Source organism: Salmonella sp. SJTUF15570 (assembly GCF_043357055.1).
Lineage (GTDB): Bacteria > Pseudomonadota > Gammaproteobacteria > Enterobacterales > Enterobacteriaceae > Salmonella > Salmonella enterica.
Genome location: NZ_JBEUKJ010000004.1, coordinates 394,298 through 408,435 on the forward strand (window position 1 = coordinate 394,298; position 14,138 = coordinate 408,435).

16 protein-coding genes are annotated in these 14,138 nt (G+C 51.5%); 7 read left to right on the top strand and 9 right to left on the bottom strand.

Annotated elements, in window-relative coordinates; all coding sequences use genetic code 11:
- Positions 1-57: 57 nt before the first annotated feature.
- Complete coding sequence (locus tag ABVN44_RS10640) at positions 58-1,071, top strand: NAD(P)-dependent oxidoreductase (protein ID WP_000866904.1); 1,014 nt, start codon at positions 58-60, stop codon at positions 1,069-1,071.
- On the opposite strand, the gene ABVN44_RS10645 is transcribed toward ABVN44_RS10640, so the two are convergent.
- Together ABVN44_RS10645 and ABVN44_RS10650 are read right to left on the bottom strand one after the other, a co-directional pair.
- Positions 1,068-1,898 carry an N-acetylmuramoyl-L-alanine amidase gene (locus ABVN44_RS10645; protein ID WP_023203679.1) on the bottom strand — a complete coding sequence of 277 codons (831 nt, stop codon included), beginning with the start codon at positions 1,896-1,898 and terminating at the stop codon, positions 1,068-1,070. The two genes, ABVN44_RS10640 and ABVN44_RS10645, sit on opposite strands and share 4 nt — an antisense overlap.
- Positions 1,895-2,218, bottom strand: coding sequence for a heavy metal-binding domain-containing protein (locus ABVN44_RS10650; RefSeq protein ID WP_001160725.1), 324 nt, complete (start codon positions 2,216-2,218; stop codon positions 1,895-1,897). Before ABVN44_RS10650 ends, ABVN44_RS10645 begins: the two co-directional genes overlap by 4 nt.
- 127 nt (positions 2,219-2,345) lie before the next feature.
- Here ABVN44_RS10650 and ABVN44_RS10655 point away from each other — a divergent pair, with 127 nt between their 5' ends.
- The 6 genes from ABVN44_RS10655 to artJ all read left to right on the top strand — a co-directional run bounded on the left by ABVN44_RS10655 (position 2,346) and on the right by artJ (position 6,926).
- A complete protein-coding gene (locus tag ABVN44_RS10655) occupies positions 2,346-2,861 on the top strand; it encodes a lipoprotein (RefSeq protein ID WP_001270724.1) in 516 nt (171 codons plus the stop codon).
- Between the two features lie 228 nt (positions 2,862-3,089).
- Positions 3,090-3,818: an arginine ABC transporter ATP-binding protein ArtP gene (artP, locus tag ABVN44_RS10660; RefSeq protein WP_000027186.1), complete on the top strand. Its 729-nt coding sequence runs from the start codon at positions 3,090-3,092 to the stop codon at positions 3,816-3,818.
- A 17-nt stretch (positions 3,819-3,835) separates the two neighbouring features.
- The gene (gene artI, locus ABVN44_RS10665; protein ID WP_000756587.1) at positions 3,836-4,567 is read left to right on the top strand and encodes an arginine ABC transporter substrate-binding protein ArtI; all 732 of its coding nucleotides are present in this window, start codon (positions 3,836-3,838) and stop codon (positions 4,565-4,567) included.
- A 6-nt stretch (positions 4,568-4,573) separates the two neighbouring features.
- Positions 4,574-5,290 (top strand): arginine ABC transporter permease ArtQ, encoded by a 717-nt coding sequence (gene artQ, locus ABVN44_RS10670; protein ID WP_001001677.1) that lies wholly within the window; start codon positions 4,574-4,576, stop codon positions 5,288-5,290.
- Positions 5,290-5,958 carry an arginine ABC transporter permease ArtM gene (gene artM / locus ABVN44_RS10675; protein WP_000895396.1) on the top strand — a complete coding sequence of 223 codons (669 nt, stop codon included), beginning with the start codon at positions 5,290-5,292 and terminating at the stop codon, positions 5,956-5,958. The genes artQ and artM overlap by 1 nt, the downstream gene beginning before the upstream one ends.
- Before the next feature lie 236 nt (positions 5,959-6,194).
- Positions 6,195-6,926 carry an arginine ABC transporter substrate-binding protein ArtJ gene (artJ, locus tag ABVN44_RS10680; RefSeq protein ID WP_000737538.1) on the top strand — a complete coding sequence of 244 codons (732 nt, stop codon included), beginning with the start codon at positions 6,195-6,197 and terminating at the stop codon, positions 6,924-6,926.
- Between the two features lie 219 nt (positions 6,927-7,145).
- Here the strand turns inward: artJ and ABVN44_RS10685 are convergent, their stop codons facing one another.
- From ABVN44_RS10685 to potH, 7 genes are all read right to left on the bottom strand, one after another.
- Positions 7,146-8,633 (bottom strand): sulfatase, encoded by a 1,488-nt coding sequence (locus ABVN44_RS10685; protein ID WP_023232356.1) that lies wholly within the window; start codon positions 8,631-8,633, stop codon positions 7,146-7,148.
- A gap of 9 nt (positions 8,634-8,642) precedes the next feature.
- The gene (locus ABVN44_RS10690; RefSeq protein WP_001522988.1) at positions 8,643-8,963 is read right to left on the bottom strand and encodes a PTS sugar transporter subunit IIB; all 321 of its coding nucleotides are present in this window, start codon (positions 8,961-8,963) and stop codon (positions 8,643-8,645) included.
- Positions 8,964-8,992: 29 nt separating this feature from the next.
- The gene (locus ABVN44_RS10695; RefSeq protein WP_023232355.1) at positions 8,993-10,336 is read right to left on the bottom strand and encodes a PTS sugar transporter subunit IIC; all 1,344 of its coding nucleotides are present in this window, start codon (positions 10,334-10,336) and stop codon (positions 8,993-8,995) included.
- Positions 10,337-10,618: 282 nt separating this feature from the next.
- The gene (gene rlmC / locus ABVN44_RS10700; protein ID WP_023209111.1) at positions 10,619-11,749 is read right to left on the bottom strand and encodes a 23S rRNA (uracil(747)-C(5))-methyltransferase RlmC; all 1,131 of its coding nucleotides are present in this window, start codon (positions 11,747-11,749) and stop codon (positions 10,619-10,621) included.
- 42 nt (positions 11,750-11,791) lie between these two features.
- Positions 11,792-12,265: a YbjO family protein gene (locus ABVN44_RS10705; RefSeq protein WP_001668047.1), complete on the bottom strand. Its 474-nt coding sequence runs from the start codon at positions 12,263-12,265 to the stop codon at positions 11,792-11,794.
- Positions 12,266-12,338: 73 nt separating this feature from the next.
- Positions 12,339-13,184 (bottom strand): putrescine ABC transporter permease PotI, encoded by an 846-nt coding sequence (gene potI, locus ABVN44_RS10710; protein WP_001061629.1) that lies wholly within the window; start codon positions 13,182-13,184, stop codon positions 12,339-12,341.
- Positions 13,181-14,134, bottom strand: coding sequence for a putrescine ABC transporter permease PotH (potH, locus tag ABVN44_RS10715; RefSeq protein WP_023232354.1), 954 nt, complete (start codon positions 14,132-14,134; stop codon positions 13,181-13,183). The genes potI and potH overlap by 4 nt, the downstream gene beginning before the upstream one ends.
- Between the last annotated feature and the right edge of the window lie 4 nt (positions 14,135-14,138).

The following is a 14,138-nucleotide window of genomic DNA, read 5'->3' on the forward strand; positions in this document are numbered from 1 at the left end:
ACCGACGTAATTCACGGAAGAATGCGCACGACGGTTTATTAAACACAGTGGATTGATATGAAGGTACTGGTTACCGGCGCCACCAGCGGCTTAGGTCGAAACGCGGTTGAATTTTTGCGCAATAAAGGCATCAGCGTCAGAGCGACGGGTCGCAATGAAGCGATGGGCAAGCTGCTTGAAAAAATGGGCGCGGAATTCGTCCATGCGGATTTAACCGAACTGGTCTCCTCGCAGGCTAAAGTGATGCTCGCCGGGATCGACACGTTGTGGCACTGCTCCAGCTTTACCTCGCCCTGGGGAACCCAACAAGCTTTCGATCTGGCGAATGTTCGCGCTACCCGCCGCCTGGGAGAATGGGCGGTCGCCTGGGGCGTGCGCAATTTTATTCATATCTCCTCTCCCTCACTCTATTTTGATTACCACCATCACCGTGATATCAAAGAGGATTTCCGTCCGCATCGGTTTGCCAATGAATTCGCCCGCAGTAAAGCCGCCGGCGAAGAGGTGATTAATCTGCTGGCGCAGGCTAATCCGCAAACACGTTTTACGGTGTTGCGTCCGCAAAGCCTGTTTGGCCCGCACGATAAAGTATTTATCCCACGTCTGGCGCATATGATGCACCATTACGGTAGCGTCTTATTACCGCACGGGGGCAGCGCGCTGGTCGATATGACCTACTATGAAAATGCGATCCACGCCATGTGGCTGGCCAGCCAGCCGGGCTGCGATCATCTGCCTTCTGGCCGCGCTTATAACATCACTAACGGCGAAAACCGCACCTTACGCAGCATCGTACAAAAGTTAATTGATGAACTGACTATCGACTGCCGCATTCGCTCTGTGCCTTACCCGATGCTGGATATGATCGCCCGCAGTATGGAGCGCTTCGGCAAAAAATCCGCCAAAGAGCCCCCGCTAACGCATTACGGCGTGTCAAAACTGAATTTTGATTTTACGCTCGATACGACTCGCGCGCAGGACGAGTTGGGCTACCAGCCCATCGTCACGCTGGACGAAGGCATTGAGCGCACCGCCGCCTGGCTGCGCGATCACGGAAATTTACCGCGTTAATCCTGGCCGTACTTCTCCAGTAATGCTTCGGCAATCGCCTGCGTTTCGGCATCTGCGATACCGTTCCATTGCGCCGGACGGAAGTGCATCTGGAACGCCATAATCACCCGCTGCTGCTCGCGCGCCGTCATATCGGCTTTGACTTCATAGCCATAGCGCGAGAGTAACGCAAGCACCGTTGCGGTATCGACTGGCGTATACGGCGCGCGTCCAGCCAGATAAAACGCCACACGCTGGGCGTCAGGCCAGGCGCCAATCCCCTGCGCCGCCAGCTCGCGCCACGGGAAGCGCGGGCCGGGATCGTCTTTACGCTGCGGCGCGATATCCGCATGGGCCACCACATTCTGCGGTTTGATGTTATAGCGCGCGATAATATCCTTCGCTAACGGAATCAATGCCTGAATTTGCGCGGATTCAAACGGCGCGAAAGATTTCACCCCGCCGGACATTCGCCAGCCGCGATTTTCCAGCTCAATGCCAATAGACGTATCATTGAGACGCGTGGCGCCTCGCCAGAAACTGACGCCCGCATGCCAGGCCTGATCCTGTTCCGGCACCAGTTGCCAGATGCGCGGTTTACCGCCATATAATGGCGGGGTTGCGGGAATCAGGTAATGCGAACTGACGTTGCGGCCCGTTAACGTCGCCAGCGAAACGTCAAAGTTTTCCGCCGTATAGTGAATCACCAGGACTTTAATGCGCGGATAGGCCGCCTGCGCCCGATGTCGGGTATCAAGCTGATATCCCTCTTTATCGATAATTCCTTTTTCGCTCGCGCAGCCTGTTAACAGCAACGCGAGACCCACCAGCCACAGTAGCGCTCTCATCGGCGCGTTTTCACCGCCGTTCCGCTGACGCTGACCATCAGCATACTGCCATCCTTGCCGACAGTTTCGTAATCAATATCGATGCCTACCACCGCATCGGCGCCCAACGCTTTAGCCTGCTCGCCAAGTTCCTGAAAAGCGATTTCACGCGCTTTACGCAGCTCTTTCTCATACGCGCCGGAACGTCCGCCGACGATATCCCGAATGCCGGCGAAAAAATCGCGGAAAATATTGGCGCCTAAAATGGCTTCGCCCGTCACCACACCGCAATACTCCACGATGCTTTGTCCTTCCAGCGTTGGGGTTGTTGAAAACTGCATAGTGAATCTCCCGGGTTAGCTAAGCACACGATCTCAAACGCATTATCAAGCTGATACGCTATCATTGAAAGGATATAATTGATTATCGTAGATCGGTTTTTGCTCGATCGCCTATAAGGAAATCATCATGCGCTATTCTAAACTCTCTTTGCTCATCCCGTGCGCGCTTCTGCTTAGCGCCTGTACGACCGTCACTCCCGCCTACAAAGATAATGGCCCGCGTATCGGCGCGTGTGTGGAAGGCGGCCCGGACAGCGTGGCTCAACAATTTTACGACTACCGTATTCAACACCACAGCAATGATATCGCCGCGCTTCGCCCCTACTTGAGTGATAACCTGGCGAAATTGTTGACCGACGCCAGCCGCGATACGGAGCACCGCCAGTTGATGAGCGGCGATCTGTTCTCCAGCCGCGCTACGCTGCCGGATAGCGCCAACGTCGCCAGCGCATCAACCATTCCGAACCGAGATGCGCGCAACATTCCTCTGCGGGTGGCGTTAAAACAGGGCGATCAAAGCTGGCAGGATGAAGTGCTTATGATTCACGAAGGCTCATGCTGGGTGATTGACGACGTTCGCTATCTGGGCGGAGATGTCCATGCCCCTGCCGGTACGCTGCGCCAGTCGATAGAAAACCGTTAACAGCCAGTATTCCCCGCTTTTGCACCTATAACCCCGTAAATTGTCTGGCATTCTGCCCGGGATGCCGACAATTCTTCTTACCTACTATTCCTCCTGCTATTTTGTGCTATGTTTAGGGAAGAATGTGGGATATATTTAACTTTTAACGCATAAATATTGCATAACTATTCTGCGAAAGGTACTATCTGCGGCTTCAATAGCTATCAGACTGCCTGTATACGAGTGTCAATGAGTATTCAATTAAACGGCATTAATTGCTTTTACGGCGCGCATCAGGCGCTGTTCGATATCACGCTGGATTGCCCCGAAGGCGAAACGCTGGTGTTGCTTGGCCCAAGCGGGGCGGGTAAAAGTTCGCTGCTGCGTGTACTCAATCTGCTTGAGATGCCGCGCTCCGGCACTCTGACTATCGCCGGGAACCATTTTGACTTTACGAAAACGCCGTCCGATAAGGCGATTCGTGAGCTACGTCAAAATGTCGGAATGGTCTTTCAGCAATATAATCTTTGGCCGCATCTCACCGTTGTGCAGAATCTGATTGAAGCGCCCTGCCGCGTACTGGGTCTGACAAAAGATCAGGCGCTGGCGCGCGCAGAAAAGCTGCTGGAGCGTTTACGTCTGAAGCCATATAGCGATCGTTATCCGTTGCACCTTTCCGGCGGTCAGCAGCAGCGCGTCGCGATTGCCCGCGCGCTGATGATGGAGCCGCAGGTGCTGCTGTTTGATGAACCGACCGCCGCGCTGGACCCGGAAATTACCGCTCAAATCGTCAGCATTATTCATGAGCTGGCGGAAACGAACATTACTCAGGTGATCGTTACGCATGAAGTCGAAGTGGCGCGTAAGACCGCCAGTCGTGTGATTTATATGGAAAATGGTCACATCGTCGAGCACGGTGATGCGGGTTGCTTTGCCCACCCTCAGACCGAAGCGTTCAAAAACTATCTCTCTCACTAAGATTCGGGACAATGACAATGAAAAAAGTTCTGATTGCCGCGCTAATTGCAGGCTTTAGCCTTTCCGCTACAGCAGCCCAGACCATTCGTTTTGCGACCGAAGCGTCTTATCCGCCGTTCGAATCGATGGATGCTAATAACAAGATTGTCGGCTTTGACGTCGACCTGGCCAACGCGCTATGTAAAGAGATCGACGCCTCCTGTACCTTTACCAATCAGGCGTTCGACAGCCTGATCCCCAGCCTGAAATTCCGCCGTTTCGACGCTGTAATGGCGGGAATGGATATCACGCCGGAACGTGAAAAGCAGGTGCTGTTTACCACGCCATATTACGACAACTCCGCGCTGTTCGTGGGTCAGCAGGGCAAATACACCAGCGTCGATCAACTGAAAGGTAAGAAAGTCGGCGTACAGAACGGTACGACGCACCAGAAATTCATCATGGATAAGCATCCGGAAATCACCACCGTACCGTATGACAGCTATCAGAACGCGAAGCTGGATCTACAAAATGGCCGTATCGACGCTGTTTTCGGCGACACGGCGGTCGTGACCGAATGGCTGAAAGCCAATCCTAAGCTGGTGCCGGTCGGCGATAAAGTCACCGATAAAGATTATTTCGGCACCGGCCTGGGTATCGCGGTACGCCAGGGCAACACCGAGCTGCAGCAGAAATTCAATACTGCGCTGGAAAAAGTGAAGAAAGATGGGACTTACGAGACCATCTATAACAAATGGTTCCAGAAGTAATCTTTGATGAACGAATTTTTTCCTTTAGCAAGCGCCGCCGGGATGACCGTCGGCCTTGCCGTCTGTGCGCTGATCATTGGCCTCGCGTTAGCCATGTTCTTTGCCGTCTGGGAGTCCGTAAAATGGCGCCCGATTGCCTGGATAGGCTCCGCGCTGGTCACTATTTTGCGCGGCCTGCCGGAAATTCTGGTGGTGCTGTTTATCTATTTCGGCTCCTCGCAACTCCTGCTTACGCTGTCTGACGGGTTTACCCTCCATCTCGGCTTTACGCAGATCCCGGTGCAAATGGAGATTGAGAACTTTGACGTCAGTCCGTTCCTGTGCGGCGTGATTGCGTTGTCCCTGCTGTATGCGGCCTATGCGTCGCAGACGCTACGCGGCGCGCTGAAAGCCGTTCCGTCTGGTCAGTGGGAGTCGGGTCAGGCACTGGGATTATCAAAGACGGCGATTTTTTTCCGTCTGGTGATGCCGCAGATGTGGCGTCACGCTCTGCCAGGGCTGGGTAATCAGTGGCTGGTGTTGCTAAAAGATACGGCTCTGGTCAGCCTTATCAGCGTTAACGATCTGATGTTGCAGACCAAAAGTATTGCCACACGCACCCAGGAACCGTTTAACTGGTACATTATTGCGGCGGCTATTTACCTGGTCATTACGCTGATCAGTCAGTACATTCTCAAACGCATAGACCTGCGCGCGACACGTTTTGAGCGGAGGCCGGACTAATGCTTGAGTACTTACCTGAACTGCTAAAAGGGCTACACACCAGCCTGACGCTGACCGTGGCTTCTATTGCCGTCGCTTTGGTGCTGGCGTTAGTTTTTACCATTATCCTGACACTAAAAACGCCGTTCGTGGTGTGGCTGGTGCGCGGCTATATCACGTTGTTTACCGGTACGCCGTTGTTGGTGCAAATTTTCCTGATCTACTACGGACCCGGTCAATTCCCGACGCTGCAAGAGTATCCGCTACTCTGGCATCTACTGTCTGAACCGTGGCTGTGCGCACTGATCGCGTTGTCGCTAAACAGCGCCGCTTACACGACGCAGCTATTTTATGGCGCGATTCGCGCGATTCCGGAAGGTCAGTGGCAGTCCTGCGGCGCGCTGGGGATGAGTAAGAAAGATACGCTGGCGATTTTGTTGCCCTATGCGTTTAAACGCGCCCTCTCCTCCTATTCTAATGAGGTGGTACTGGTCTTCAAAAGTACCTCGCTGGCCTATACCATCACCTTGATGGAAGTCATGGGGTACAGTCAGTTGCTCTATGGTCGTACCTACGATGTGGTGGTATTTGGCGCGGCAGGCGTAATTTACCTGGTCGTCAACGGTCTATTGACGCTGATGATGCGGTTGATTGAGCGTAAAGCCCTGGCGTTTGAGCGGCGCAATTAACCAGGCAGGATAAGGCATTCTCGCCGCCGTTCGACAATGGTCAGATGGCGCTGCGCTTATCAAGCCTACGATGCATAATATTGAATAAATCCGACGGACAAGTGGTTAACCTGTCCGTCTTTTTTTATCCATTTCAAAATATTTAATCATTTTTATTGCATACAAATTCAATTGATGGCATTGTAAATCTATGCCGCAGACACGGCGCATAATCATAAGATTACGGGAGTGACATCATGAAAAAGTTAGTTCTGGCCGCATTACTCGCCTCTTTCGCCACTGGCAGCATCGCCGCTGAAAAAATCAATTTCGGGGTTTCCGCCACCTATCCCCCGTTTGAATCCCTGGATGCGAGTAATAAAATTGTGGGCTTCGATATCGATCTGGCAACCGCATTATGCAAGCAAATGCAGGCAGAATGTACTTTTACCAATCATGCTTTCGATAGTCTTATCCCGGCGCTGAAATTCAGAAAATATGATGCCGTCATTTCCGGAATGGACATTACCCCGGAGCGCAGTAAGCAGGTCGCCTTTAGCAATCCCTATTATGCGAACTCCGCGCTGGTGATTGCCAAAAAAGACACCTATAAAACCTTTACCGATCTAAAAGGTAAGCGTATCGGTATGGAAAATGGCACCACGCATCAAAAATATCTCCAGGATAAACATCCGGAGGTCAAAACCGTGGCCTACGACAGCTACCAGAATGCGATTATCGACCTGAAAAATGGCCGTATTGACGGTGTCTTTGGCGATACCGCAGTGGTCAATGAGTGGCTGAAAACGAATCCGCAACTGGGTCCGGCAACAGAGAAAGTGACCGATCCGCAATACTTCGGTACCGGACTTGGCATCGCGGTGCGCCCGGACAATAAGGCGTTGCTGGAAAAACTGAATAATGCGCTGGCCGCCATTAAAGCGGACGGCACTTATCAGAAAATTAGCGATCAGTGGTTCCCGCAGTAAGACGTATGTGATTAGCCTACCGTGTTGCGAAATGGCAGTATAAATACCTTATTCAGCCCACGGGTCGCCATCAGGAAACTATCCTGGCCTGATAAGCGCAGCGCCATTGAGCATGCTACAGTTTGTCATCAGTCTCAAACGCCTGCATCAACAGGCGATTCGGACTAATACTTGCCGGGTGACGCTGACGCGTACCCGGCTTACAACATTGTTACGTTTTTAGATAACATCCAGACCCAGACGGCGATACTGCTCCGCCGGAGCATCATTTTCTTTCATCAAACGGATAAGTAAGTTGATCATCCTTGCTTCGATGGCCTCATCATGAATAGGATGTTGCTGCTGCGGATCGTCTCTGAGATCAAACAAGAGATGACCAAAGCTATTCACACCTTTATATTTTTCCCTGGCCGGAATACGTAATACCTGAAGCCCTTTAGTGAATTTAAACGGAGGTGCCAGAGATAATTTTCCCAGTTCATCCACTTCATAACGCGCATTCATCTTGATCGGCATTAACGTGTAGTTCGCAATGTCATGCTCACGCCCCGGCTGCGCGGCCCGCATATAAACATAGCGTCCGTCGGTAACATTAACATGTCCGCTAAACACGCCAAACAGCGCGCCTTCCCTGACGGGTTCATCACTGGCAATGACTTTCGCCAGCGGTTGGCCCTGCATATCTGCGGGAATAGGTTGCTGAAAATAATCCAGTAGCGTTGGCGCCCAGTCAATCATCTGCACCAGCGACTGCCGTCGCGCTCCGCATACCGCGCTGCGCGGGTCCCAGATAAACAGCGGGTTATTCGCCACCTCGTTATAATAGGGCATTTGATTTTTAGCCCACCAACCGTGCTCCCCCAGCAAGAAGCCGTGATCGGTACCGACAATCAGCATCGTATCGCGCCAGAGATCGTGTTCATCCATCAGATCAAGGATACGTCCCAGATTGCGGTCGCACATGGAAACCAGGGCCCGATAACGACAGCGAATATGCGCTATCGCCTCCTCACTTTCACTGACTTTGCCGCGCGGCCAGTCATAATGCGGGCCTTGCCACTCATCGTCATAGAGCGATAAATATTCCTCGGTGGTATAAAACGGCTCATGCGGATCAAACGTCTCAACCTGCAATAACCAGTTATCTTCGGCATGATTTTTATGGATAAAATCGCACCCGGCGTCAAAAACTTTCGTCTGGGGAAAATCGGCTTCCTGCTGGATGTATTCGCGGTTCGCCCAGTCATGACGCCATAGCCCGGAAACGCCGCCTCCGGTTTGTTTTTGTGGAACGCGCAGTACTTCCGGAATGGGCGGCTCGCCAACACTTGCCTTCCAGTGATCGCCCTCCTGACCGCGTACTACGTCCCAGGAGCTATAGCGGTTATGGTAGTTACCGCCGCCGTCTTCCCAGTAATGCAGATGATCGCTGATAAGATGGGTGTAGATCCCTGCTTTTTTCAATAATTCCGGCATGGAATCATCAAAGGGTTCCAGCGGCCCCCACTCACGATGCAGGAAATTATAGCGCCCGGTGTGCAGTTCCCGACGGGCTGGCATACAGGGCATGCTGCCGACATAACTATTGTCAAAGGTGGCGGCATGTGCCGCCAGGCGTTGAAAGTTAGGCGCTTTCGTTAGCAAATCACCATAGGGCGGCAAATAGTTTTTATTCAGACTGTCAAACAGCAGAATAATCGCTTTCATGACTCACCCTCATTTGTTGAGCAGGTGCGGAAAATTTTTCTCTACCACATCGTAAATCTGTTTACCTATTGATTCGCCATCCATGATATTTTCAATGGGAATGAGATATTGTCCGTGTTTAGGATCGAGGCTAACAACATCAAGCAATTTTTTCGAAATCGCATAAATATCTGCCCAGTCGGTAAATCCACCGACCTCTCCCGCTGCCGTATGCTCCATATCAAAAGAGAAGTCATATTTTGCTAACGCTTTTTTAACAACAGTCTGTAACATTACGCTACTGCCTACACTATAACCGCATACGAATAAAATATTTACAGAATCTTTCATAATAAAATCCTTTATATAAACCGAATCAATTAAATGGAATAAGGACCAAGATGGAACGTTGAAGCAATAAATTTCAGTAATTCACAAATTGCAGGCCACAGAGTCGCCCAGTCAAATATTCCCGTCCAGCCCACACCTTCTTTTGCCAGCCCGGTTAAAGGAATGGCCCATACCGTACCGAAAGTCTGAATAATCCCTAACAGGAAAGTACAAATAATAACGGAACGATATCCCCCCATTCGGTTGGCTAATACGCCGATGGGACCGCCGGAAAAGAAGAGCGGAACAAAACCAGGCAATACCATAATAGGGCTATGGATGAGCAGCAGAATGCCCATGGAAAAAATCGTGCCGAAAGTACAAAAGACGAATCCCAGCGTGGCCGCGTTAGGCGAAAAAGGTAATAAAGCAGCAACATCCACAGCCGGTATGGCGTTAGGAATAAAGCGATCCTGCCATCCTTTAAACGAACCGTTAATTTCACCAACCATCATCCGCACGCCCTGCAGCAAGATGACCATATACATAGAGAATTGCAGGCCCAGATTGATGATATAAATATACCAGGGTTTGCCTTTCGCCATTAACTGTACGTTATCGATCCCTGTCGCCAATAGAAAACCGCCAACGAAGAGCGTCATCACAATGGCGATTGCCGTCACGTTGTGGTTAAAAATGGCTAACCAACCGGGAAGTTTCAGGTTTTCGGCGTCATGCTTTTCCGGATCGCCGAATTTATGCGCGAATTTCGAGAAAAACCACAGTCCCAGCATCTGGTTATGCGCAATGGTAAAACCGGCGTTATTGGTCACTTTGGCGATGGGTTTAACAATAAGTGTAGTTGAAAACGCCCAAAAGACCCCGGTCAATACCCCGGCAATTACAATGGATTGTACCCAACCGAACGCCAGCCAGAAGACGATTAACCACAGTACTGCCTGTGAATGAGAGACCCCGGTATTACCGGTAAGAAATATACCTTTTGCGCCGGTATAACGGCCAAATAAAACTAATAACAGGTTAGTAAAAAACGCCAATACAAAAACGTATCCTACATAGCCGAAATTATCGCCCAGCGCTATTTGCGTCGCGGCTTTCATGGCGTATGAATCCATTAAGTATCCATGCACGCCATAAGCCTTGCTGACTGCCTCTGCAACCGGTTTAAAAGTGGCTGAAAATTGAAAGCCGCCAAATAACACCATCATCAAACCGACCATCGCGCTGATCATACCGGTGATAATTTTTATAGGCGTCTTTTTATCCAGCGCATAGCCAACACCGACTAATATCCCAATTAATATTGCCGGTTCAGTTAAAAACGTTTGAATAACATCTATAAATTTGGCAAACATCGTCTGAACGCCCTCCATAAGCGTGCCTATTCGTTGTCATGATTGACCCCTTTACTGACGTTACGTATTGCTTCGCTGATGCTATTGAAAGTTACCCGATAAACCACCTTGTCTGATTTTGCCTTACACGCACTGTAATAATCAAAAGTAGTCATTAAAAGATTTAAAGTGATTATTTGTGATTTGATTTGCAAAAATAGGATAATATATAAATACAACCAATTGAATTAAATAATCAATTGGTTGTATTTATTATTTTTATGAAATAGTTAAGGGATAAAAATAAATACTGTGAATATATTATATTGACCTGCGCAGTAACGCTAAAACCTCATAATGCGCGGTATGCGGGAACATATCGAAAAGCTGAACACGTTGAATACGGTAGTTCGGCAGATGGCGAATATCCTGCGCCATCGTCTGCGCGTTACAGCTTGAATAAATGATAAAACGCGGCGCCATTTGTGCAAGGTAATCGCACAACGGCTTGCCAATGCCGCGGCGGGGAGGATTCACCAATACCAGGTCGGGCGTTTCGCCTTGTGCGATGGCGAATTGGGTGGAATCCAGCGCCTGGAAATGAAGGCGGGTCAATCCCAGCTCGGCAGCGGATTGCTTCGCGCAGGCAATCGCCTCCGGCGCGATCTCAATACCGGTTAATTGCATCTGCGGCGTCGCGCAGTGCAGGCCGAATCCGCCCACTCCGCAAAAAAGATCCCACATATGGCGTACCGGCAGTTGCCCTACCCAATCGCGCGCCGTTGCATATAATCGGCTGGCGACCGTAGGGTTGGTCTGAAAGAAACTTTGCGGGCGAATCCACAGCGGCACATCGTTAAAACGTTCCGCCAGCGCCTGCTGATCCGTCAGGTAGATTTCCGTCTCCCCTTCCATAATCGCCATATGTACCGGCTGGATATTTGCGGTGATCACTCTGAGCTGCGGCAGTTGCGCGCGCAGCCACGGTAACGCCGCGCGCAGTTGCGTAAGTTTGGTTTCTGAACGCAACACGAAGCGTAGCATCATACCGCCATCGAACTGACTTTCCGTCAGCAACAGGTATTTCAGTTCGCCACGTTTTCGCGCCACGTTATAAGGCGTGAGTCCGGCACGGGCAATAAAAGGTTTTAGCGCGCTGAATACGGGGGCAAAGGAGGCGGGATACAGCGGGCAGCCGCAAAGATCGACCGGCGTACCGTCGCGATGCAGCATCCCGAAGAGCGGTTTTTCTACACTACCGCTCACGACCATTTTCGCTTTGTTGCGGAAATGCTGTTCCGGGCCGCCAATCGGCGCGCACCACTGTTCAACAGGCAGTCCGGCGAGCAAACGATGTAAATCGGCTGTTTTTGCGGAAAGTTGTTCGTTAACCGACTGCGTAATCCATTGACAGGAACGGCAGCGACCCGCGTCATAGAGTGCGCACTGCATACCAAAAAACCTTCATATTATCCGGGGCGACGATTATACACATTATTGCAGCCGGAAGAATCGACGGCTGGGAGCGGGAATAAACAGCAGAAACAGAATTAAAAGATCGGGGAGTTTTTGCATGACCAGGGAATGCAGGATATCACGCTTCGATTCTCCCGCGATGCTAAACAACTCCGGATACCCGTAGCCTAACGACGCCGCCCACAGATATCCGCTCACAATAATTTGTGTCGCCAGGTACACCCAGCGCGCCCAGCTACGGCCTTTCACCAGCGAAAACGCACAATAAATTTCAATAAAGACCAGCACTAAGCTTGCCAGAAAGACCAGGGTTAAGCTCCACGTCTGCACGCTGCGATGAATAAACTCGCCCATCCCGCGTATGCCGAGGGTATTCATAATCATCAGCACATCGAGACCGCGAATCAAAATAATCGCCATAGCCGCAACCTGCACCAGCGTAGGCACATTTAAACGGGCATGTGATGAGGTTGATTGCTTTATAAATCCCAATGAATGTCTTCCCTGAAAATGATGCCGCGACCCGCGCGGCAACGCATTGCCATAGTGGAAGATTTTAGTGGCTTCAGCCGCGTCTTGCACGCTGGATATCGCGAATCCGCTGTTTTTCCGCTCGCGCCATCAGGTACCAGGCAATAAATCCGACGATTCCTACCACGCCGAGGATTAACGTCGCCAGCGCGTTGATTTCCGGGTTCACGCCCATGCGCACGCTGGAGAAAACCAGCATCGGTAGCGTGGTGGCGCCGGGACCGGAAACGAAGCTGGCAATCACCAGATCGTCAAGGGAAAGCGTAAAGGCCAACAGCCAGCCCGAGATCACCGCGGGCATGATCATCGGTAACGTAATGACGAAAAAGACCTTCAACGGCGCCGCGCCAAGATCCATCGCCGCCTCTTCAATCGAACGATCCAGTTCGCGTAATCGCGAAGCGATCACCACTGCCACGTAGGCGGTACAGAAAGTGACGTGCGCCAACCAGATGGTCAGCATCCCGCGATCGGAGGGCCAGCCGATAGCATGACCGAGCGCGACAAACAGCAGCAGCAGCGACAGCCCGGTAATCACATCCGGCATCACCAGCGGCGCGGTGATCATAAACGCAAAGCCGTTTGCGCCGCGAAATCGTCCAAATCGCACCATCACCACCGCGGCGATAGTACCGAGCACCACCGCCATCGTCGCCGCGCAGGCGGCAATTGTCAGGCTTAGTCCCACTGCGCTCATCATGGCGGTATCCCGAAAGAGCTCGCCATACCAGCGCGTCGACCATCCCGCCCACACCGTCACCAGCTTCGAACTGTTAAACGAGTAAATCACCAACATTAACATCGGCGCATAGAGAAAAGTAAACCCCAGCACCAGAATCAGAATGCGCCAGGGCGAGCGAACGACCGGTAAGTTATTCATCCGTGCTCCTCCACACTTTTTTGCTGATGTTTATGGAACCACATGATCGGTACTATCAGCAGCAGCAACATAATAATGGCGACCGCAGAAGCCACCGGCCAGTCGCGGTTATTGAAAAACTCCTGCCACAGGACGCGACCAATCATGATACTGTCCGGCCCGCCAAGCAGTTCCGGGATCACGAACTCGCCCACCGCCGGGATAAAAACCAGCATCGAGCCGGCGATGATTCCGCCTTTGGTGAGCGGGACAATGATGCTAAAAAATGTTTTCAGCGGTCGGGCGCCGAGATCCAGCGACGCTTCCACCAGCGAATAATCAATACGCGTTAATGCGGTATAAATGGGCAGAACCATAAACGGCAGATACGCATAAACAATGCCGATATAGACGGCCAGGTTAGTGTGCAGGATCGTCAGCGGCTGATCGATAACCCCTAGCCACAGCAACACATTGTTCAGCACGCCGTTGTTTTTCAAAATGCCCATCCAGGCATAGACGCGTATTAAAAAAGACGTCCACGAGGGCAGGATCACCAACAGCAGCAGGATATTGCGCGTGGAGGGCTTGCTGTGCGCCACCGCCCACGCCAGCGGGTAGCCCAACAGCAGGCAGCAGATTGTGGAAATACCGGCAATTTGTAACGATTGCAGATAGGCTTCGAAATAGAGCGGATCGTCGGTCAGTTGCAAAAAATTGCCGAGGTTGAGCGTAATCGACAACTGACCGTCAGCCCATTCCAGCAGATCGGTATACGGCGGGATCGCCCGCGCCATTTCCGCCAGGCTTATCTTAAAGACGATAAGAAACGGCAGTAAAAACAGCAGAATGAGCCAAATATAGGGCAAAGCAATAACCAGCTTACGCCCATGTTTCATTTGCATTCGCGCCAACCATAGCGCCGCGCCGCCAGGTTTACTGATGCGTGCCGGAGGTTCAAGTGTGCTCATGTTT

Coding starts and splice junctions, on each gene's coding strand:
- ABVN44_RS10650 (WP_001160725.1), bottom strand. CDS start 2,218: ATGCAGTTTTCAACAACCCCAACGCTGGAAGGACAAAGCATCGTGGAG.
- artQ (WP_001001677.1), top strand. CDS start 4,574: ATGAACGAATTTTTTCCTTTAGCAAGCGCCGCCGGGATGACCGTCGGC.
- ABVN44_RS10685 (WP_023232356.1), bottom strand. CDS start 8,633: ATGAAAGCGATTATTCTGCTGTTTGACAGTCTGAATAAAAACTATTTG.
- rlmC (WP_023209111.1), bottom strand. CDS start 11,749: ATGCAGTGCGCACTCTATGACGCGGGTCGCTGCCGTTCCTGTCAATGG.
- ABVN44_RS10640 (WP_000866904.1), top strand. CDS start 58: ATGAAGGTACTGGTTACCGGCGCCACCAGCGGCTTAGGTCGAAACGCG.
- ABVN44_RS10695 (WP_023232355.1), bottom strand. CDS start 10,336: ATGGAGGGCGTTCAGACGATGTTTGCCAAATTTATAGATGTTATTCAA.
- artM (WP_000895396.1), top strand. CDS start 5,290: ATGCTTGAGTACTTACCTGAACTGCTAAAAGGGCTACACACCAGCCTG.
- ABVN44_RS10645 (WP_023203679.1), bottom strand. CDS start 1,898: ATGAGAGCGCTACTGTGGCTGGTGGGTCTCGCGTTGCTGTTAACAGGC.
- ABVN44_RS10690 (WP_001522988.1), bottom strand. CDS start 8,963: ATGAAAGATTCTGTAAATATTTTATTCGTATGCGGTTATAGTGTAGGC.
- potI (WP_001061629.1), bottom strand. CDS start 13,184: ATGAATAACTTACCGGTCGTTCGCTCGCCCTGGCGCATTCTGATTCTG.
- artI (WP_000756587.1), top strand. CDS start 3,836: ATGAAAAAAGTTCTGATTGCCGCGCTAATTGCAGGCTTTAGCCTTTCC.
- artJ (WP_000737538.1), top strand. CDS start 6,195: ATGAAAAAGTTAGTTCTGGCCGCATTACTCGCCTCTTTCGCCACTGGC.
- ABVN44_RS10655 (WP_001270724.1), top strand. CDS start 2,346: ATGCGCTATTCTAAACTCTCTTTGCTCATCCCGTGCGCGCTTCTGCTT.
- potH (WP_023232354.1), bottom strand. CDS start 14,134: ATGAGCACACTTGAACCTCCGGCACGCATCAGTAAACCTGGCGGCGCG.
- artP (WP_000027186.1), top strand. CDS start 3,090: ATGAGTATTCAATTAAACGGCATTAATTGCTTTTACGGCGCGCATCAG.